Origin of the sequence: Psychrobacter sp. DM8, assembly GCF_051307025.1 — a bacterium.
Lineage (GTDB): Bacteria > Pseudomonadota > Gammaproteobacteria > Pseudomonadales > Moraxellaceae > Psychrobacter.
Genome location: NZ_CP195538.1, coordinates 2,431,757 through 2,453,003, shown reverse-complemented (window position 1 = coordinate 2,453,003; position 21,247 = coordinate 2,431,757). Strand labels below are relative to the sequence as shown.

At 46.1% G+C, this 21,247-nt stretch carries 19 protein-coding genes; 9 read left to right on the top strand and 10 right to left on the bottom strand.

Going from position 1 to position 21,247, the window contains the following annotated elements; translation table 11 throughout:
- Positions 1-8: 8 nt before the first annotated feature.
- Entirely contained in the window at positions 9-1,313 is a 1,305-nt protein-coding gene (locus ACR64J_RS10505; protein ID WP_435949649.1) for an oxygenase MpaB family protein, read from the bottom strand.
- A gap of 160 nt (positions 1,314-1,473) precedes the next feature.
- A complete protein-coding gene (nhaA, locus tag ACR64J_RS10500) occupies positions 1,474-2,673 on the bottom strand; it encodes a Na+/H+ antiporter NhaA (RefSeq protein WP_435949648.1) in 1,200 nt (399 codons plus the stop codon).
- A 377-nt stretch (positions 2,674-3,050) separates the two neighbouring features.
- On the opposite strand from nhaA, the gene ACR64J_RS10495 reads away from it, so the two are divergent.
- The gene (locus ACR64J_RS10495) at positions 3,051-3,806 is read left to right on the top strand and encodes a TSUP family transporter (RefSeq protein WP_317199204.1); all 756 of its coding nucleotides are present in this window, start codon (positions 3,051-3,053) and stop codon (positions 3,804-3,806) included.
- A gap of 97 nt (positions 3,807-3,903) precedes the next feature.
- Here the strand turns inward: ACR64J_RS10495 and ACR64J_RS10490 are convergent, their stop codons facing one another.
- The 3 genes from ACR64J_RS10490 to radC form a co-directional block, all read right to left on the bottom strand.
- A complete protein-coding gene (locus tag ACR64J_RS10490) occupies positions 3,904-5,280 on the bottom strand; it encodes a dicarboxylate/amino acid:cation symporter (protein ID WP_317199203.1) in 1,377 nt (458 codons plus the stop codon).
- Between the two features lie 449 nt (positions 5,281-5,729).
- Positions 5,730-8,732 carry an acyl-CoA dehydrogenase gene (locus ACR64J_RS10485; RefSeq protein WP_435949645.1) on the bottom strand — a complete coding sequence of 1,001 codons (3,003 nt, stop codon included), beginning with the start codon at positions 8,730-8,732 and terminating at the stop codon, positions 5,730-5,732.
- Positions 8,733-8,989: 257 nt separating this feature from the next.
- On the bottom strand, positions 8,990-9,673 hold the full coding sequence (gene radC, locus ACR64J_RS10480; protein ID WP_317199201.1) for a RadC family protein: 684 nt from the start codon (positions 9,671-9,673) through the stop codon (positions 8,990-8,992).
- A 141-nt stretch (positions 9,674-9,814) separates the two neighbouring features.
- Between radC and coaBC the strand changes: the two genes are divergently transcribed.
- Positions 9,815-11,185 (top strand): bifunctional phosphopantothenoylcysteine decarboxylase/phosphopantothenate--cysteine ligase CoaBC, encoded by a 1,371-nt coding sequence (gene coaBC / locus ACR64J_RS10475; protein WP_435949643.1) that lies wholly within the window; start codon positions 9,815-9,817, stop codon positions 11,183-11,185.
- Positions 11,186-11,249: 64 nt separating this feature from the next.
- Positions 11,250-12,032, top strand: coding sequence for a sulfite exporter TauE/SafE family protein (locus ACR64J_RS10470; RefSeq protein WP_435949641.1), 783 nt, complete (start codon positions 11,250-11,252; stop codon positions 12,030-12,032).
- A gap of 50 nt (positions 12,033-12,082) precedes the next feature.
- On the opposite strand, the gene ACR64J_RS10465 is transcribed toward ACR64J_RS10470, so the two are convergent.
- The 4 genes from ACR64J_RS10465 to ACR64J_RS10450 all read right to left on the bottom strand — a co-directional run bounded on the left by ACR64J_RS10465 (position 12,083) and on the right by ACR64J_RS10450 (position 15,170).
- Positions 12,083-12,289, bottom strand: a complete 207-nt coding sequence (locus tag ACR64J_RS10465) for a DUF2905 family protein (RefSeq protein ID WP_435949639.1) — start codon at positions 12,287-12,289, stop codon at positions 12,083-12,085.
- Between the two features lie 42 nt (positions 12,290-12,331).
- A complete protein-coding gene (locus ACR64J_RS10460) occupies positions 12,332-13,261 on the bottom strand; it encodes a histone deacetylase family protein (protein WP_435949638.1) in 930 nt (309 codons plus the stop codon).
- 80 nt (positions 13,262-13,341) lie between these two features.
- Positions 13,342-14,043 carry a YbjN domain-containing protein gene (locus ACR64J_RS10455; protein ID WP_435949636.1) on the bottom strand — a complete coding sequence of 234 codons (702 nt, stop codon included), beginning with the start codon at positions 14,041-14,043 and terminating at the stop codon, positions 13,342-13,344.
- A 65-nt stretch (positions 14,044-14,108) separates the two neighbouring features.
- Positions 14,109-15,170, bottom strand: a complete 1,062-nt coding sequence (locus ACR64J_RS10450; protein WP_435949634.1) for a hypothetical protein — start codon at positions 15,168-15,170, stop codon at positions 14,109-14,111.
- Positions 15,171-15,316: 146 nt separating this feature from the next.
- Here ACR64J_RS10450 and ccmA point away from each other — a divergent pair, with 146 nt between their 5' ends.
- The 5 genes from ccmA to ccmE all read left to right on the top strand — a co-directional run bounded on the left by ccmA (position 15,317) and on the right by ccmE (position 18,628).
- Positions 15,317-15,976, top strand: coding sequence for a heme ABC exporter ATP-binding protein CcmA (gene ccmA, locus ACR64J_RS10445; protein WP_435949633.1), 660 nt, complete (start codon positions 15,317-15,319; stop codon positions 15,974-15,976).
- A 93-nt stretch (positions 15,977-16,069) separates the two neighbouring features.
- Positions 16,070-16,744: a heme exporter protein CcmB gene (locus ACR64J_RS10440; RefSeq protein ID WP_317199277.1), complete on the top strand. Its 675-nt coding sequence runs from the start codon at positions 16,070-16,072 to the stop codon at positions 16,742-16,744.
- A gap of 156 nt (positions 16,745-16,900) precedes the next feature.
- Positions 16,901-17,689 (top strand): heme ABC transporter permease CcmC, encoded by a 789-nt coding sequence (gene ccmC / locus ACR64J_RS10435; protein ID WP_317199193.1) that lies wholly within the window; start codon positions 16,901-16,903, stop codon positions 17,687-17,689.
- Between the two features lie 16 nt (positions 17,690-17,705).
- Positions 17,706-17,984, top strand: a complete 279-nt coding sequence (gene ccmD / locus ACR64J_RS10430) for a heme exporter protein CcmD (protein ID WP_435949632.1) — start codon at positions 17,706-17,708, stop codon at positions 17,982-17,984.
- Between the two features lie 143 nt (positions 17,985-18,127).
- The gene (gene ccmE, locus ACR64J_RS10425) at positions 18,128-18,628 is read left to right on the top strand and encodes a cytochrome c maturation protein CcmE (RefSeq protein WP_317199192.1); all 501 of its coding nucleotides are present in this window, start codon (positions 18,128-18,130) and stop codon (positions 18,626-18,628) included.
- Between the two features lie 111 nt (positions 18,629-18,739).
- Here the strand turns inward: ccmE and ACR64J_RS10420 are convergent, their stop codons facing one another.
- Positions 18,740-19,588, bottom strand: coding sequence for an aldo/keto reductase (locus ACR64J_RS10420; RefSeq protein WP_435949631.1), 849 nt, complete (start codon positions 19,586-19,588; stop codon positions 18,740-18,742).
- A gap of 366 nt (positions 19,589-19,954) precedes the next feature.
- On the opposite strand from ACR64J_RS10420, the gene ACR64J_RS10415 reads away from it, so the two are divergent.
- Positions 19,955-21,184 (top strand): MFS transporter, encoded by a 1,230-nt coding sequence (locus ACR64J_RS10415; protein WP_435949630.1) that lies wholly within the window; start codon positions 19,955-19,957, stop codon positions 21,182-21,184.
- The last annotated feature ends 63 nt before the right edge of the window (positions 21,185-21,247 follow it).

Genomic DNA, 21,247 nt, shown 5'->3' with positions numbered 1-21,247 from the left:
TTATGCAGCTATTTATAATAGTTGTCATTCTTTTTGAGCCACCAGTTCATATTATCCTGACGCTTAGCGCGAAACGCTTCAAGCTTACGCGCGGCGGCAGCATTGTGCTGGCGCGCGGTATCTAAGGCAAACAAAATCGGCACAGAGGATAGCACGCCAAAGCGAATTTTTGATTTGGGCAGATCTAAACCATCGCCAATATCATCGCCAACAAGGGTACGCGTGACACTGGCATTGACCATCTCAACAAAGCGTCCGCGGCGATTGTCCTCGCCCATCAGCTGACGCGGCAAATCATGCAGCGCCTTAGCCAAAGGCTGTCCCATTTTAAAATCAAGCTGCTGAATAGACAGGTAAGTATAGAGCCACTCCCAGCAGGCTGCCTCATCTTTTGGCAAGCGCTCCAAATCCACCCCCATCCAATAACTGGCAAGATTCCATAAGTGCAAAATGCCCTCGGCCTCCTCGTTACTCATGCGTGCACCAAGCAATCTAAGACCGCGCATAATCAGCAGTGAAAACTGTAAATGAGTGGCAATCATATCAGTCTGATTGATCGGAATGCCCCAATAATCGCTATTCCAACTCCCATCTGCATTATGGTGCTGAGCCTTGTGTGCGATCACATCATCTGATAGTTTAAGCTTGCCTTTAAGCAGGCTCTGACGTACCAAGGTATGTACTTGACGCACCTTGATGGACTGGCGCCAACCCTCCGAGCCAACAGCGAGCACATGGTCTATATTACGCGTGTCATCTGACAACTGCGGATGCTCAGATACGGCGAGGATATAAGCATACGTGCGCATCAGACGCGGCAGCGCATCATGCATCAGCGCGCCAGTTTGCAATAGCGGTAGTGATAGCGCTGGGATACTATAGCCTGCCATAAGTGCCACGTTACGCAGTAGCCAGATCAGCATTAAAGGATAGCGCCGATAAGCAATAGCGCCTATCTCAGCAAGTTTAGGATCAAACCAAGAGGGCTGCGCGCTGAACTGCTCAGTTAGTGCGACAAAAGAGGGGTGGTTGGCTGTACGGGTATCGGGTGTAGAGTTGCCCAAAATGGATTGCTCTAATGGCTTGGCAAACCGTATACCGTCACCTGCCAAGCTATCAGCAATAGGGTCGCCAATATCGTAGCCTGCGACGATCTCATTGAGCAGGCGCTGCGAGATGACAAAGTCTTTGGGCAATAAATAGCGCTTGATACGGCGCAGCACTTGTAAATCGCTATGGTCATCGATAGACGTTGTGCGTCCATGACGCCGATAATTGGCGCTAGTCGTCTTGGTGCTAGTAGTCTTGGACATTATAGTAGAGTCGTAGGAGTCATTGGGGTCTTTTGCAGTCATAATAGTAATGTACCATTATGCGTGACTTTAATAGTAAGCGTGTGTCATAAATTGGTAGCGTATTACCAGTTTTGCGTTGATTTCTGGACTGGTAATACGCCTGTTGTTTAGCGAAAAATCAATGGCGAGTCAAATCAACAGAAGTATTGCTGACCTCTTCTTTTAGCGTGTACTTGAGCATCAGATAACCTGCAACCCCCGAGACGATTGAACCCATAATGATACCTAAGCGCTCATCGAACATAGGCGTACCGCCGCCAAAAGCCAAACCACCGATAAACAAACTCATCGTAAAGCCTACGCCGCAAAGCAAGGCTGCGCCGTAGATTTGCTTAAAGTTCATCGCCTTTGGCATGGTTGAGAGACCCAGTTTGAATATCAACCAACACATCGCCATAACACCAACTTGCTTACCGATAAACAAGCCTGCGGCGATACCGAGCGGAACCGAGTGAAACAGCTCAGCGACGCCTGCGCCTTTAAGGGAGATACCTGAGTTGGCAAAAGCAAACAGCGGTAAAATAGCAAAGGCGACGGTGTTGTGTAGATCATGCTCAAGCTCCTCTAAGGGCGAGTGCTCAGGATCAGTGCGATCAAACATCGGGATAAACAAAGCCAAAACAACCCCTGCCAAAGTCGCATGGACGCCAGATTTGAGCACAGCAATCCACATAATAATGCCAAAGAAAATATAAGGCGTAATATTGGTCACGTTGCGGCGATTAAGGATGTATAAGAACGGCAAACAAGCGCCTGCAACCGCTAAAGAGAACAAGGATAGATCATTGGTATAAAATAGCGCAATGATTAAGATGGCGCCAATATCATCAAAGATAGCAATAGAGACCAAAAATATCTTGAGCGAGTTGGGGACGCGATTGCCTAGTAAACTTAAAATACCAAGCGCAAACGCAATATCGGTTGCAGCAGGAATCGCCCAGCCTTTGAGGTACTCAGGCTCATGGTAGTTAAACAGGATGTACACAATAGCAGGGGCAATCATACCGCCGACAGCCGCGCCTGCAGGCAAAATGATTTGTTTGAGATTGGATAATTCGCCAACCAAAACTTCGCGTTTGAGCTCAAGTCCTACCAAAAAAAAGAAAATCGCCATCAGACCATCATTGATCCAATGCCGTGCATCTTTTGCAATCTCAAAATCACCAAATTGGATAGCAACGGGCGCATGAATAAAGCCGTTATACCATTCGCTCAGTGGGGTATTGGCAATAATCATTGCAGCAATGGCAGCTAGGGCTAAAATAATACCGCCTGCCGCCTCAAATTCAAAAAATGCCTTGATCCGTCGTATTGCCATAAAATCCTCATCTGCAAAATATACACTACACTCAAATGACGACCTTTATACCATCTTATTTGATAATACTTATCAAAACCTTCGTATCAAAAATGATAATAGCGTGTTTAGATTGCCTATATATTTGAGTGTGATAGCTAAATTTTTAATATTCTTATGCTTGTTTTCTTTTATAATAGCGTGCTGTTTGATCGCAAATCTTCAAAGTCTTTATCATAGAATATAACGCGTTGACATGATAGTGTGCGTAAGCGTTAGTGAGTCAGTTATACCAAATTTAACAGACTTTGCTTGATTTCACCATTTTTATAGTGCTATTGATTCGGCATTAATATCTCATTAGCGATACATCTGATGGTAATACTAAGGCAAGTTTTATGGATATATCGCTATCTTTAGAAGTGATTTTGATGCTAACGGCAGTCGCGGCGTTAGCAGGCTTTATCGACGCTATCGCAGGCGGCGGCGGTTTGCTGACCATACCTGCCATGCTCCTTGCCAATATTCCGCCTGTACTCACCCTTGGCACCAATAAATTGCAAGCAGCGTCAGGGGCGCTTGCGGCGTCCATCACTATGATAAAAAAGGGCGTGGTAAAGCCTGCCCGTATTAAAGTGGCGATTATCGCCGCGTTCATCGGCTCAGTCATAGGGACGATTGCCGTACAGTTGTCGCCGCCAGATCTGCTTGAGACGCTTATTCCCTTTTTGATTGCCGCTATCGGTATCTATACTTTGTTTGCGCCAAATCTAGGGGAGGTGGAAGCCGCGCCGCGTATCTCAGAGGGCAAATGGCAAAAAGTAGTCGCGCCACTCATCGGCTTTTATGATGGTTACATTGGCCCAGGCACAGGGATGTTCTTTGCACTAGGGAATGTGGCGCTGCGCGGTCGGCAGATTATTGAGGCCACAGGCGCGGCAAAGGTGCTAAATCTATCGACCAATATAGGCTCACTGATATTTTTTATTTTGGGCGGTAATGTGCTGTGGAAAGTGGGTCTTGCGATGATGGTCGGACAGATCATCGGCGCATATTTTGGCTCACATATGGTGGTCAAAGGCGGCAGCAAGCTGATTCGTCCAGTGATTGTCCTAGTATGTTTGGCGATGGTGACCAAATACGTTTTTGGTTAAAGGGCTGTCAATTGACAGCACAGAGCGATCAAAAATACCTCAGCCAATTTTGAACTGAGGTCTTTTTTTGGGTGAGTCTTTTGTTTTTGTGAGTCAATTAGCGACGTCGATCGACATCATCGTATTCGCTCCCCATGAGGCCATCACTAAACACTTTGGAGAATTCGCGCTCGTTCTCTTCATCGATATGACCATCAAAGACGTCTTTGGCACCAGCAAAAGGATCGTTGTAGATTGCCACGTTCATCTTATTCTCAGACTTAGCGACGATCGTGGTCACTGCCGCATCACCGCCAACGTTCACCGCTGTCCGTAGCATATCGAGAATACGATCAACACCCAATATGAGACCGATACCTTCGATAGGAAGACCCACTTGCGAGAACACCATAGAGAGCATGATAAGCCCTACGCCTGGCACACCCGCCGTACCAATAGAGGCAAGTACGGACATCAAAATCACGGTCAGATATTCAGTCACCCCAAGATCAATACCGTAGACGTTGGCGATAAAGATAGTCGCCGTTCCCTGCATAATTGCCGTACCATCCATATTGATCGTTGCACCAAAGGGTACAGTAAAGGAGGCCACTGAGTTGTCCACGCCCATGCGCTTAGTTACGGTACGCAGAGTAATCGGAATCGTCGCATTCGAGCTTGAAGTACTAAATGCAAAAATCTGTACTTCGCGCATTTTTGCCAAAAAGGTTTTGATCGATAACCTTGAGAACAGCTTGAGGACGATCATCATAGTAATGAAAAAATGGAAGGCCAGTGAGCCCACTAGCACCGCAACATAACCGAGCAGTGACCAGATGAGATCTAAACCCAGCTCTGCCATCGCTTTGGTTAGTAGCGCAAAGACACCATAAGGCGCAAGATTCATAATGATAGTCACCATCTTTAAGATGACCTCATTGATAAGCTCTAAGCTTTGCACTAAGCCTTTGGCAGGTTTGCCTACCATCAAGATACTAATACCGATCAATACTGCAAAAAAGATGATCGATAGCATATCGCCATTCGCCATTGCGCTAATGGGGTTGGAGGGGATAATGTTAGAGAAGACATCAAGTAGAGGTGGCGCTGCTGCTGCCTCAAATTCAGCTTCGGTGGCTACATCCATGCCTTTACCGATACCAAAGAGGATACCCAAACCAATAGCAGTCGCAATGGCCAGCGCTGTGGTCATCATATAGATCATAAAGGTTTTGGTGCCGATACGACCGAGCAGGCGAATATCGCCGATACCACACACCCCGCAAATCAAGGAGATTAATACTAGCGGTACAACTAGCATCTTAAGCGAGTTGACAAATAACTTACCGATAATAGCCAAAAAGCCATTGGTAAAATAAGTATTAACAAAACTGCCTTCTGCATTTAATCCAAAATAGTTTATACCCAGACCCAGTATGATACCGAGCACCATGGCAACAATGATCTTGCCCGTCAGTCCCATATTTTTCCACATAAGATATATCCTTTAATTGTGTGCCTGACAGTAGTCAATTTAATGTTATCGTTATTAGCATCCTTGCTATGACATAAAAACAATGCATCAAAACAGCAACATCATATCCATTTATTAGACGATCGACGTATATACAAATGCGCCAGTCCGTTGACTATTGTTACACTTACGCCTTCAATATAAAAGAATTGTTTGGGGCAGTGCAAGAAATTTTTATCACTTATTGCAGTGCACTTTTGCATAAGCCGTTGCTATTGATGTTTATTGCTATTGATTATTTTAAAGCTTAAAAGAGTGACTATAAGAAATTTTAATTTAGACATTAAAAAAGCAGGACTACCGATAAAGGGGAGTCCTGCTTAGTTTAAACGCTACGATATTGTCTATTTTTTACCACCAATCAAGATTTTGAAGTGTCACAGCTTCAATGTTTTATGGCTTTAAGAATGTTAAGCGTTGTCGCTTTCATCACGGCGTAAACCATCTTGCCAATGGGTAGTATCTGGCGTTTGCCGCTCTACAGCGTCATGATGGTCATTAGCATCGCTACTATCTATGTTATTTGTACTCTCCACATCACCGCGACTATGGTTGCTACTCATACGCGCGTTCAATATAGATTCAGCATCACGATAACGAGTAGAATCAACATCGCGGTGGCGATGGTCAAGCGCTTCTTTATCAGGATTTGCGTCGCTAAAGTCAGTCTGTGCTTGACGCTCGTCTAGCGAGTCTTGCTCACGGGTCATCTCGATATCACCATCGCTCTCATAACCGTGATTGGGATTGGCGTCGCCTGTCGACTCATGAGTATGTGCGGCAGCCTCAATATTATCAGTGCTGGCGTCATGGCTTTGAGCAGTACCTTCGCTATGATTGTTATCAGTAGCGTCATTAGCTTGTGTTGTTGACTCAACGCTATGAGCCGCTTGTACCTCACTCTTGAGCTGCGCGTAATCTGTAAGCTGATTGACTGCGTTTTCAAGCGTATGCGGGTTATAGCGCTCTTGCGCCTCTAAAAGATGCTCGTCAAACACATCGGTCAATAACGAATCAAAACGTAGCCCATTATAGTTGATGAGTTGCTCCGCCTCAGCTTCGCTAATCTCCCCACTTTGGCTGGCATGAACCACGTGATCCTCAAAGGTTAAACCCTCAAACTCTCCGCTATGCTCTGCCTTTTTGAACTTTTGCCATAGTGGTTCTATGGATAATAGCGCTTGATAGGCATTCTCCATACGGCCTGTAACATCATCAGACTCAGTATTGTAATACACCATCGTTTTTAGATAATCCCGAAATGGATTGGACTCAAAATCATCCATAAAGGTATCGCCAAGCTTGGTTTTGAGCGCGTCGCTTGGCGGGGTAAAGATGCGCCCACTTGGAAAGGTTACAAACCCAACGAGCGCCGCTGCCATACGATTCGGAAAATTTTCAAAGAAAGATTCAAAGGCTTCTTGAATAGTATATAAGCTATTTTGTAGAGCGACTTCTGCGTGCAAACGCTCCGCTTCTGACTTACTACCATGCTCATAAAATTGCAAAATAGCTGTGGCAATAAACAGATGGGCATGAATATCTGCTAAGCGCCCTGAAAGCATCTCTTTGCGCTTGAGATCACCCGCTAAAAGGCCAAGCGCCATATCAGCGGTTAAAGCAAAACTGGCACTTAGGCGATTGATATGTTTGTAGTAGGGACGAGTAAACTTGTCGGCAAAGCTTGGCGCTTTACCACTACCACTGAGATATCCTGCAACAAAGGCTCTAGCGCCGCGGTTAAAGGTATAGCCTAAATGCTTAAAGAATAGTCCATCAAACTCTTTGAGCGCGCTTTGTTTGTCCTCGCTTTGCAATAGCTGTAACTCATCGAACAGGTAGGGATGACAGCGCATCGCCCCTTGACCAAATATCATCAAAGATCGGGTCAAAATATTTGCGCCCTCAACAGTGATAGAAACGGGTATCGCTTGATAAGGAATCGCTAAAAAATTGCGCGGGCCCATCTGAATAGCGCGGCCACCAACCACATCCATACCATCGTTGACCACGCTGCGCATGGTTTCAGTGGCATAATATTTGGCCATAGCAGTCATCACAGACGGCGTGCCGCCTTGATTAAGACCACAAGTCACTAAGTGACGAAAGGCCTCAAGCATGTAGGTCTGGCTGGCAATACGGCTGGTAGCGTCTTGAACGCCTTCAAACTTACCGACTGAGATTTTGAACTGCTCACGCACTTTGGCAAAGGCGCCCACAGACAAATAGCTCATCTCGCTCGCTGATGTCGACAGCGCAGGCAAAGAGATGCCGCGTCCTACGCCTAGACACTCCATTAGCATACGCCAGCCGCGACCCGCGTTTTCAACGCCGCCGATAATATAATCTAAGGGAATAAATACATCGTTACCATCGACCGTACCATTCATAAAGGGCGAGCCGCTAGGGTAATGACGCGGTCCGATAACGACGCCTTCATGATCAGCAGGCACGAGCGCGCAGGTAATGCCATAATCTGTCTTGTTTGGATCGCCAAGTAGCGCTTCTGGATCATGCATCTTAAACGCAAGTCCAACCACCGTTGCGATAGGGGCAAGAGTAATCCAGCGTTTGGAGAAGTTCATACGTAGGCCCAGCACTTGCTCGCCGTCATGAGTGCCGTAGCAGACCACGCCTGTATCAGGAATGGCGCCCGCATCAGAACCTGCTTCTGGTCCTGTTAGACCAAAGCAGGGAATCTCTGTCCCATTAGCTAATCCTGGTAGCCAGCGCTGCTTTTGCTCGTCTGTACCGTAATGCATGAGTAGCTCGCCTGGGCCCAAGGAGTTTGGTACCATGCAGCTGACTGCAGCGGTCGGAGAGCGTGAGGCGATTTTGCTCATGACTCGGCTTTGGGCATAAGAGGTAAAATCCAAGCCGCCGTATTCTTCAGGAATAATCAGTCCCAAAAAGCCATTGTCTTTGATAAATTGCCAAGCCTGCGGTGATAAGTCTTTATATTCAGTAGTGATCTGCCACTCATCGAGCATAGCGCACAAGGTTTCAACTTCATTATCAATAAAGCTTTGCTCTCTCTCAGACAGCGTAGGATAAGGATACTGAGCAAAGGTATCCCAGTTTGGTGCGCCCATAAACAGCTCTTTTTCCCACCAGCTGGTGCCCGCATCAAGGGCTTCGCGCTCGGTATCGCTCATGCTTGGCATTGCCCCAGCCAAAGTCTTGTAGACAGGCTTAGTGATAAGAGCCTTTCGAATAGGCGTAACAAGCAGTACAAGGCATAACAGCGCAATAGGCGCGCCCAATATCAATGACCAAGGACTAATAAAAGCGGTGACAATCACTGTGACAATAGCGACAATGCTGCCAGTCACTCTAGATAAGGACAGTAAGAAGATAGCCAGAATCATGGCTAGCTGAATAAGTACTGCTAGAACAAATAAGCCAATCGCCATGACTGTCTCCTTTTTGATAGCAAGAATAGGTATAGTAAATAGTAAAGACTGTTAAGAAGGTATAGAGTCTACAAATTACTTACACAAATATAGCTTCTACTATGAAAGCCTTCTTGACAACTATCAATAGATAAAATGCAACGCTATGTCGAGGATATGTATCGATAAAGACGGATGCCAATAGCTGTAAGGCTTTTTAGTCAATATGATGCCCCGTTCATTGCTATTTTGGGTGACATTAAAAATGTAAGTAAATTTTAATAAAACGGCGCCAGACTACTCTCTGCATAAGATAAGGTTTCATTGCGACCGACGATAATGTGATCTATTAGAGATAAATCTAGCAAATCACAAGCTTTTTTGAGCTCAGAAGTTAGTAGATTGTCCGCATTTGAGGGTGCAGCGCCGGTGTGTGGATGATTGTGAGCGATGATAAGCTGACTGGCAGCATGACTGAGCGCATGACGTAACACGTGCTTGATACATACAGAGCAAGACGAGATACCGCCTGTGAAGAGTATCTCAAAGTTGAGAAGGTTGAGCGCATTATCGAGACAAAGTACAGCAAACACTTCACGATGCTCGCCGCGCAGTTGGGTGCTGATATAGTCCTTGACCACTTGCGAGCGACCCAGTGCTTGACCCGTTTTGAGTTTACTATCTAAATAGCGCGTACCCATCTCTAAGGATGCTAGGATTTGCGCGTATTTGGCAGGTCCGATACCGTGACAGGCGAGTACCGTCTCTTTGGGTGCAGCCAAGAGTTCTGCTAGACTACCAAAGTGATCAATCAAGGAGCGTGCCAGCTCAATAGCGGACTGCGAGGGCGTGCCCGTACGCAAAAATATTGCTAATATTTCAGCATCTGATAAGTGCGCGGCACCAAATTTGAGCAGCTTCTCACGCGGCCTATCATCTTCATGCCAGTCTTTAATCGCCATTATGCTTCCTTGTTTGCTTTTTTGTCCTAAATAGAGGTTCATCGTTTTAAGTACGCGAAACCTTATCTAATTTAGCGCATAATTGTTACTATATGAACCATTTTTGTCCTTTACACTCATTTACTTATTGATGACTTGCTTATGTCAAATATTGTCCTCGCCATTACTGGCGGTATTGCCGCTTACAAATCTGCCTTTTTCGCTCGTCTTTTAATCAAAGCGGGGTTTGAGGTGCGCGTCATTATGACAACTGGCGCGCAGGCCTTTATCACGCCATTAACCTTGCAGGCCTTGACGGGTAACGAGGTGCATACCTCATTACTTGATGAAGAGGCTGAGGCGGGTATGGGTCATATTGAACTGGCCAAATGGGCCGATCTGGTCATTATCGCTCCTGCGTCTGCCAATACGCTGGCACGCCTAGCGATGGGAATGGCAGATGATTTGCTCACGACGGTGTGCCTAGCGACAACAGCCTCTGTCATCATAGCGCCTGCGATGAATCAGCAGATGTGGGCGCATCCTGCGGTCAGTCTCAATATACAGACCCTACGCGATATGAATTATCATATCATCGATCCTGCGAGCGGCGAGCAAGCGTGCGGCGATGTGGGCGCTGGGCGATTGCCTGAGCCTGAGCAGCTGCTTAGCGAGGTGCTACTATTTAACGCCCAAAGATGTATTCCGCAACTGCTCACGGGTAAGCGCGTGGTCATCACCGCAGGCCCAACCGTTGAGGCGATAGATCCAGTACGTTATTTGTCCAATCACTCATCAGGCAAGATGGGTTTTGCTTTGGCGCAAGCATGTCAATACGCAGGTGCCAAGGTCGTTCTAATTGCAGGTGGCAAGGTAGCGCTACCGACGCCGCTGGGTGTTACGCGTATCGATGTGCTGTCGGCAAAAGACATGCTCGTCGCTGCGCAGCAGTGTGTTGAGGGGACGCATAGCGCGATAGCGACTATAAACAAGACATCAGATTTAGATCAGCAAGATCATGCCGCGCACGCTCATCTTCATGAGCACGGAGACTGCGACTGTGATGATGTAGAAATCGATAACAATACGCACGACAATAACGGTACACGTTTAGCTGATATTTTTATCGCCACCGCTGCTGTGGCTGATTATCGTACTGAGGAAGCCGCGCCGCAAAAGATCAAAAAAACCCAAGATGCCATGACGCTAAGCCTAGTCAAAAACCCTGATATTTTAGCGACGATTTCCTTGGCGCATCCTGAGCTATTCGTAGTGGGATTTGCTGCTGAGACGCAAGATGTCGAGCACTACGCGCGCGGCAAGCTGGTCGCCAAAGACTTAGATATCATCGCCTGTAATGATGTCTCACGCGCAGATATCGGTTTTGCGAGTGACGATAATGCTATGCAGGTGTTTTTTGCCAAAGACTATGAGCGCGAGGCGATAAGCTTAGATAAAGCCAGTAAAGATGATATTGCAAAGCAGCTCACTACCATCATTGGTGAGACTCTCTGGCAGCGCAGGCATGGCTAGTAATATTGTCACTACAGTCGCCTTCCTTTTAGCACTAGGGTCATAGCACTATGGTCTTAGCACTATGACAGCCGCGGTCGATAGCGACAGCATGCAGATGCTATTGTTGCTGGTGATTTTTGCGCTGGCATCACTGCTACATGGCATAAGCGGTTTGGGCGTGACGCTAGTGACGACGACGGCTTTGGCTAGTCTATATCCGTTGCCGTATGCCATTGTCCTTGTGATTTTCCCCTCCTTATTACTCAATGCAATGACGTGGCTGGTGGGTGGCGGGCGTACGGTTTGGCAAAACTTTATTTATTACGGCAAGCGCTATTGGCTGCTTGCGTTAACCAGTTTGCTTGGGAGTATCTTGGGCGCTCAGTTACTGCTTTGGATTGATAACGCTTATATTTTACTGCTGCTAGCGGCAGTAATTGGCTATTACGTGATCAGCAGCTTACTTGGCAAGCAAATCACGCTACCTAATACCAAGCCTGTGCTGATTATCGTGGGATTTAGCGCAGGTATTATCGGCGGGGCGACCAATGCTATGTCGACTATATTGATGATGTATCTGTTGTCTGCCAGCGACGATAAAAACACCATCGCCAAAGTTGGCAACATGTGTTATCTATTAGGAAAAGTCGCGCAAATTATCGTCCTGTGTGAGCCTATCATGGCGCTGAGCGGTAGTGAGTGGCAATTGATTGCGCTACTTAGCCTTTTGTCCGTTGTCGCGCTATTGATCGGTATTCGTATGCGTCGTTACCTGCCACAAGCACGCTTTCGTCAGCTTATTTTAATCATTTTGACAGTACTTGGGTTGCGGGTAGGCTGGCAGGGCGTTATGGCGTTTTTGTAGTTAGCAGGTTTTTTAATTGTCATTGTTCAACGATGCTTTTAACGATACCTTTAGCGATTAAATAAGTTTAAAACGATAGTCGCTACTATACTTATGATAATCATAGAGACAATCGGGAAGTACACGCGGGTATTGCCTGAGGTGTGCCTGATATCTCCTGGCATGTTACCAATCCAAGAAAACATACTTGGAAATAGCAGCCAAATAACGCCGATGATCACGAGTAAAATACCAATAAGAATGACTATTTTTGCCATAATAACGACTCCTTTTTTAGCCTTATTTTTTTCGCATTGTTCTTATGCCTCGTTGTGCTGAGTGGTTTTATCAAAGTAAATCTGCTGCGCGATACGAAAGGTATTGCAATGCGCCTCGACCACATCTTCAATATCTTCTGAATAGCCACCGCCCATGACGATAGCCACTGGAATATTGGCGGCCTTTGCTTGACGCAAGACGTACTCGTCACGCGCCATGCACCCTGCTTGGGTCAGTCCAAGCTTACCAAGTTTGTCCGTTGCCAATACATCTACCGCAGACTGATAAAAGATCATATCGGGTGCGACATCACGGATTAAACGCGGCAGGGTCTCATGCAGCACCTGTAGATAATCCTCATCGCCTGTATCGTTGGCAAATTCGATATCCAAATCAGAGACCTCTTTACGAAACGGATAGTTTTTGGCGCCATGCATACTAAAGACAAAAACGCGTGGCTCATCCGCCATGATACTGGCATTACCATTGCCTTGATGTACGTCCAAATCTACGATCAAGATCTTTTTTGCCTGTCCGCGATTAAGCAGTAAGTTGCTGGCGATACAGACATCGTTGAGCACACAAAAGCCCTCACCATGATCGGCAAAGGCATGATGCGTACCGCCTGCAACATTCATTGCCACACCATACTGCTGGGCAAACCGCGCACATTCATAAGTGGCATGAGCAATATGACGACCACGATCTACCAGTTCAGGCGTCATCTCAAACCCGATCGGACGCGCCTCTTTACGCGTTAAGGTTTGGGTCTTGAGCTTGTGCCAATACTCGGCTGTATGCGTAGTCAAAATCTCATCTTCACTCAAGCGCTTGGGTGCAAAGAAATTATCGGTGGTGATTGTACCCTCACGCAGCAGGCGCTCAGGAATCATAGTATATTTTTGCATAGGAAAGCGGTGCTTGTCAGGCACCGAGTAGCGAAAGATATCGGAGTAGGCAATTTTTAGCATAATGTTTAAGAATTTTCGGTTTTAAAAAAAGGATTTTGGCGCATTTAGAATAATAAAGGACACTATTCATTTATAAATAACTACTGCACAAACTGCGTCGGTAAATAAAAGGTTCTAGCGTCTGATTGTTGCCGCAGCTCTAGCAGTAAAGTTTGCATGTCCTCGCTTGGATTCTCAAAGTTGAGTAAGTCATCAAAGATCTCAAAAGATACGGTCGTCATTGCCACGACGCTTTGCAGCAGTTGCTCAATAATAGTATCGTTTATGCCAACAGCCTCGACATCGATAGCACTCTTAAAGCGTATCTCGCCATCATTGACGTCCATCTCCAGATTACCTATGATCATATCGTAGTTGATTTGGGTGATCAGTAGCATCGCCGCGCTTTGATGACTCTCAGGAATCACAAAGGGCAAAATGCCATAAACAGCGAGTAAAGCGTTTGTCTCTTGTATGCGAAATAGATATCCGCAGTCAAGACGTCCATTACGCATACGCAAGGACAAATGATGCGACTGCTGAGTATCATCAGCCCTAGGACGATAATACGTATAATGCCACTGTTTGCTCTGCAAAAACTGTTTGATGGTATCGACGATAGGAGTAGTAGGGCGCGATTTCACTAAAGATATCTTCGGCTTTTTTTCACTGCTGTGTCCCGTTTCACGACCCAGTCCTGCCTCAGACGTTTGCGCCTCATCACTATAAATAGGCTGCGGCGCAGGCGAGGTCAATAACCGTTTGAGTTTTTGCCATAAGCTGAGTTTGTTGTCTTGGCTCATAATTACAGGTATGACTGGTTATAGTGAACAATAAATAAAAGGTACAGAGCAAGCGATTACTGATCTTAACTATCAGACCCAAGCCCATTCGCCAAACTACTCTTAATAGCATCTTGCGCATAAAAAGCTTGCAGCATCTGGCTGATATGCGCACTAAACCAAGGGCTGTCAATAGCATCATGAGCAAGGGGTAGTAGGGCTTGGCTACCTTGCGCTACTGCTTGCGCATCGATATGTAAGCTGCTCGCCAAAGTAGCAAAAGTATCCTCTTGATGATTGCTATACCACGTCTCTATGCTCGCGGCTATCAAACTGTGCAGATAGGGCGATATACGCAGGCGGTTATAGCTCTGCTGGAGGCTTGCTTCGATATGATCGATACTGCTGTGATTTGGCTCGTCGCTGAGATAAGTCTGTAGCTCGCTGACTGGCTTGTCTTTGATGCGCGCCCAGCCTGTTGTTAGCATACGCGTGACTTCTTCGTTTGATAAGTGCGCCTTAGCATTGCTCTCAGCGCGGCGAGTCAAATCTTTGATATTGCGATGCAAGTAAGTTTGCAGTTTTCCATCGAGATTGCTATTGGTGGCTTTTTCAAACGAGCTGCGGCCCATTTTCATAAGCTTACCCACGCCGCCCGCCTTATCAAGCGTCGTCTCCATAAAATCATTGATAGCATGATACAGTGTTTGCGTCAGCAGCTCAGCGAATGCTTCATTACCGATAAAGCTGTGAATCAAAGCATTACGCTGCTCATCGTGACTGCCGATATAAGTGGCAAGAGTCTCGATTTGGGTATCATCGACCAGCTCACGTAGCGGCATATTGTCATTGACGGGATGATACATCACCGTATGCATAATATCGCGAATGTCTTGACGCATCACATCACTAAGCGGATGGGTGAGAAGCCAGTGGTTGATTAAGCGCTGGATATCCTCACTATTGATATAGCGGCTCATGGGCTGCGCGGCGAGCCAGTGCCAGGCCTCAAGTGCTAGTGGCTCAGCCTGCCCGCGTAACCACTCTTGCATAAAGGTGACTTGTGCCTGTATCAAGCCGTCTATACTTGCAAGGTTTGCTAAGTCGTTTGTGGTAGACGAGGGTGTTTCGATAAAGGTGCTTTGCATATGTTTTAAGGCCTAGTAGTCAACAATTTGTTATAATGTTAGATTATGCCATGAACGGACGCACGGTTTGTGCTGATTATTGTTGTAATAGATGTATGCGCTTTAATCAATACGCGCTTATAACGGATAAATAATAAGAGATCTTGATGACCGCTTTGCCTGTGCATCCTTTAGCTGATTCTGATACCAATATGACTACATTAACGCTTGAGGATCTAACCGTCCAGCGCGGCGAGTTGCCGTTGTGCGTTGGGGTAAATCTTGAGCTGGCGGCGGGTAGTATTTGCCATCTGATAGGGGCTAATGGTACGGGAAAGACGACGCTACTAATGCAACTAGCGGGGCTGTTACCCGTGTTAACAGGTGCGGTGCATTACCAAGGTCAAGCAGGGCTGCCTGTGCAGCCGCTCTATGTCTCGCACCAATTAGGCATTCATCCAAGCCTCACTGTGGCACAGAATCTGACGTTTTTGCTTAATTTGTATGGCGTATCACCAACGCTCGCTGAGATTGATGAGGCATTAGAATGGGTCGGGTTGCAAGGGTTTGAGGCATTGAGCTCAAGTCATCTATCTGCAGGGCAGACGCGGCGCATTACCTTAGCTCGGCTGTATTTGTTAACGCCACAGATGACGCCGCTGTGGCTACTTGATGAACCCTTTACCGCATTAGATGTGGATATGGTGGCGCGAATGGAGCACAGATTATGCAAGTTTGCAGCGGCAGGAGGGTCGATACTCATGACCAGCCATCAATCGGTTGGCGTCGCCGATCACGTGCTCGACTTGTCAGAGTCCATGGTTTAAGTAAAGGGATGTATGATGTTAGAGAGTCAAGTACAACCTTTAGTGACTAATGCAGATACGCGGCGCATAAATAGCCAAGCAAATGGTATTGCTATGCGTCAAATCAGCTTTGGGCAGTTGTGGCGACGCGAATGGCAAGTCAAGCAACAAGGCGCAGTGCAGTGGCTTTATCCTTTGGTTTTATTCTTAGTCATCATTACTTTATTTCCTCTATCGGTCGGTACTGAGCCGCAGCTCTTGCAGCGCTTAGGCGTGCCTGCGGTGTGGATTGCCGCCTTGTTGTCTTTGGTTATGGGCGTTGATGGTTTATTTAAGCCCGCACTTGATAATGGTACGCTTGCGCAACTGGTCGTGGCAAAAGCCTCTTTGCCTTTATGGGTACTTATTCGCTTATCGATTCACTGGCTGTTTAGTAGTGGTATCGTCGCAGTATTAAGCCTGCTTTCCGTGCCTTTATTTGGACTGAGCTGGTTTGATGCGGGTATTTTGCTGGCTTCCATTATTGCAGGTAGTCCGATGCTGCTGATGTTATCTGCTATCGCCAGTAGCTTGACGCTATCGCTCAAAAATGGCGCGGTACTCGTGCCGCTGATTGCGCTACCGATGCAGCTGCCCGTATTAATCTTTGCGACTGGCGCAGTCGATCTATTTGCAACTGGTCTTAATGGCTTGCCTGTATTAGCGCTGCTATTGGCAGGTAGTATCGTCTCGGTATTAGTGACGCCTTGGGTCATTGCTTTGACGCTTAAGATGTCTTGGTTAAACTGATGATTTGCCCTATCGGTAAACTAACCATATGGCGGCGACTGACAACTTTGCTATAATAGCGCTAAAAGAAGCGATACATTTTTATGTGAGTAGCCTTCTGATATCTCTTGTCAACACACCTCTTTTTATCACTACAAGACGTAATAGGTGTTCTACATGCCCAATTTAAATAACGTCTCATCTCCTAGCTTGTGGCAGCGCATCTGGCAAGGCTTTTTGACCACAGTAGGGACTAAGCAGTTCTTTCGCACCTTTGCGCCTTGGGTGAAGTGGTTGGGTGTTTTGGCCACTTTATTTTTGCTTATTGGCAGTGTTTGGGGCTTGGCTTTTGCGCCGCCTGATTACTTGCAAGGCAACAGCTATCGCATCATTTTTATTCATGTACCGGCAGCGAGTATCGCCATCTCCATCTACTTTGCCTTAGCGGTACTTGGGGTGATTTATTTGGTATGGAAAATAAAAACCGCTAATCTGGTTGCGCAAGCACTAGCGCCGATAGGGTTTTTATTATGTGTGCTGAGTCTGCTGACAGGATCTATCTGGGCTAAGCCCACGTGGGGCACCTACTGGGTGTGGGATGCGCGTCTGACCTCTATGTTGATTTTGGCGTTTTTGTACGCAGGCGTGATGGCACTTTTTGCAGCATTTGAGCACACGGCCAATCGCGGTAAAGCTGCTGCGATCCTGTCCGTCGTCGGCGCAGTCAATCTACCGATCATCAAGTACTCGGTTGAGTGGTGGAATACCCTGCACCAAGGCGCGACCTTTACGTTGACCGAAGCACCAAAGATGTCCGCAGATATGTGGATGCCGCTACTACTTATGGTAGTCGGTAGCTATTTGCTCGTTGCTACGCTTGCTATATATCGTACTAATACGCTGATTTTGCAACGCGATCAAGGTAAAGCTTGGGTCAAAGAATACATACGTGGTCAACACAAATAGCCTGCGAGGGTAATGCATGCAGCCTTATTTTTATAGTTTTTCTGAGTTTATCGCTATGGGCGATCACGGCGTTTTTGTCTGGTCGTGCTGGGCGATTACGGTTGGCGCTATGCTGATATTTATCTGGTACAGTCGCCGCCAAAGACAAGCGCTTATCAAGCAGCTGGGTATTCAACAAGTCCGTCAGGCGCAGCGTAGTACTATGAGTAAAAGTACTACGAGTAAAAGTACTATAAGTAAAAGCACCACGAGCAAAACTAATGCGACATCAGGTAATAAGTCAAACGTCTTATAAGTTTTATGAATCACAGTAGCGCTCATTGATTATGAGATAAGACGCTCCCATATACTCACTAAGCAATAGCCATTAGACACGGTGCTATTTTACTGGTTAAAGAGTTAACTCGATGTTTAAAGATTCGTCAATGAGGTAGTGCTATGAATGCAACTCGACGCAAAAAACTAATGTGGGTCATGTTTACGCTAGCAGGTGCTGCCGTTGCGGTAGTGCTAGTGCTATACGCAATAGGCCAGCAGACAGATTACTACTTTGATGCGACAGCCATATCGCAAGGCGAGGCGCCACAAGATAAACGCATTCGGGCAGGCGGTATGGTAGTCGCCGGTAGTGTACAGCGCGCGCCTGATGATCCTTTGAGTGTACAGTTCGCCATTACCGATTTTGCGGCGACTGTCCCTGTCACTTATCAAGGTATCTTGCCCGACTTATTCGCTGAAAATTCAGGCGTGGTCGCTACGGGCAAAATGCAAGGTGAGACCTTTGTCGCAGGTGAAGTCTTGGCGAAGCATGATGAGAACTACATGCCGCCAGAGGTTGCTAAATCGATGAAAGAGAACAACCGCAATGGGGTAACGCCAACCTCTGAGCAATATAATCCTGCTCAGCCCATTCATGAAACGCAAACGCTGCAACAGTAAAGCTTATCTGTTCAAGGCGATAGCTAGCCTCAAACAAAAAGCCACTGATAGTGATATCAGTGGCTTTTTTGCGATCAACGTTTTACTTCAAAAGGGACTTAATTTCTAACATTAGTCATCCCATTTGGGCGAATAATCAGGATGCTTAATCTTGCGACCGTCACTAGTAGCTAGATTGCTAATCTGTTCTATGTCATCAGTACTGAGGTTGACGTTGATGGCGTCCAAGTTCCCTTGCAAATGATCTGGGTTAGAGGTCTTTGGAATAGCGATACGGTCTTTATCTGATAGTATCCAAGCCAATGATATCTGTGCTGGCGTCACGCCATGCTTGTCAGCAATGTCTTTTATAATGTCATTGTCAAATACATCACCGCGTGCCAATGGCGAGTAGGCTTCTAGCAAGATATGGTGATTGTTTAAAAACGTCTGCAAAGTCTCTTGCTTAATAAATGGATGAAACTCAACTTGGTTAACCACAATCGGTACGTCAGCGTACTTTTTAGCTTCAATAATATTGGCAATATTGAAGTTAGAGACGCCGATATTACGCGTTAAGCCTTGCTTTTTTAGCTCGCACAAGGCTGGAATGGTCTCAGATAATGGCACACGATCATCAGGCCAGTGTAGTAATAATAGGTCCACATAATCGGTATCTAGATTTTTTAAAGAGCGTTTAGCCGCTGCCACCAGTTTCTCTGGTTCAAACTTCATATCATCAGGAAAGATCTTGGTGGTTAAAAAGAATTTATCACGCGCCACCCCTGATTGCTTGATACCTTGACCCACTTCGACCTCATTACCATAAGCTTGCGCTGTATCGATATGCTCATAGCCTATCTGTAGCGCTTGGCTAACGACATCGATACAGTCTTGTCCGGTTGACTGCCATGTACCTAGTCCAAGTACGGGAATATTAGCCTGTCCTGCTGTGCGAATGTTATAAGTTTTAGTACTCATATTATTATCCTTATAATTGTTAGCTTAATCATGAAAACTAAAAAACGACAACTTAACTGAAACATTAGCAAATTATCGCTTAGTCCATTCACTATAAGCGTAGTCCCAATCAGATGAAAGCGGGAGTGACGGTTTCCTACAAAGGACAAACAGGCTGTAACGTCACTTTGTAGTACATAAATTTAATCCATTACAAAACCTTACTTATATAAGGGTTTTAATAAATCCCTTATGGTATAGTTGAATTAGATAGTAAATAGATTGATTATTTATATTTATACGGACGTTTGAATTTTCTACGGATGGATATGTCATTAGAAGGGCATGCAATGACCTTTTGAAACCTTTAGTCAACTAGGAGAAGATGTGTCTAGTCTTTCAAAAGCTAATCAATCAAAAGACGAGCTATCAAAAAATAATAATGTCGGACAGAACCCTATTTCTTGGTTCATCTTTGGCCTTATGGCCAGTGTTACTTTTATCGGTATTCTCTCAGAGCTGATGCCTTCTGGTATTTTGCCGCAAATGACGGTAGGTCTTGGTATCGAACAGACCCAAGTCGGATTTTTGGTTGGTATCTATGCGCTCGCATCAGCGATTTTTGCTATTCCGCTCATCAGTATGACGCTGTGGGTGAATAGGAAGATTCTACTGCTAATGCTACTGGCAGGTTTTGCGGTCTCCAATATCGTCGTCGGGCTCACTTCATCTTATTCGCTTATTGTTGCCATGCGTATTCTGGGTGGTATTTGTGCCGGTATTATGTGGCCGATGATAGCTGCCTACGGTACCGCGCTTGTGCCAGAGAATATGCATGGTAAGGCAATCACTATCATCATGGCAGGTAATACCTTTGGTGTGAGTTTAGGTCTGCCGATTATGACCTTTATCGGGACGCAAGTGGGCTGGCGCACCTCCTTTATCGTACTCGGTGTACTAGGCGGGGTCATTGCGCTATTGGCGATGAAGTTTTTACCTTCGGTAAAGGGCGAGAAACTGACGCAAAGCAATTCCCCAATAGCCGTGCTAAAAATACCTGGCGTTTGGATAGTCCTAGCCCTTACTTTCTTGGCAGTCGTTGCTCATTACAGTACCTACACTTACATTACCTTATTGGTAGAAACTATCGCCTTTACTGGCGGCATCAGCTTAGCCCTGCTGATCTTCGGTATCGGTTCTGTCATCTCAGTCATACTATCCGCCAAGATTATCGATACGCACCTGCGCGGTTTGATCGTCAGTATGCTGGCTTGTGGTGTAATAGCTATGGGGTTATTCGTCTTCTTCAGAGGAATGAATGGCTTCTCGCATTTTGCCTTTTTACTATGGGGACTAGCATTCGGACCTTTGGTAACGATGTTCCAAACAGCAGTCAGTCACCAAGTCACCGAAGCAAAAGCTGTCGCGACTTCCGTACAATCAAGTGTGTTTAACTTCTCAATTATGATTGCCACTTGGCTTGCTGGCTTGATTTTGGTGCATATGCCAGAGACAGGCGTCTTAGGTATTGTGTATCTATCCATTCTTTGTTTCGTTCCTGCCATCATCATTACCTTTATCTCTAAGAAAACATTGGATGCGCCTACTGTCGGGTAGCGTTCAATGAAGTAGCTTTTAATAAAATAATGTTCGATCAGCAATTTCAATCAATAATTATTT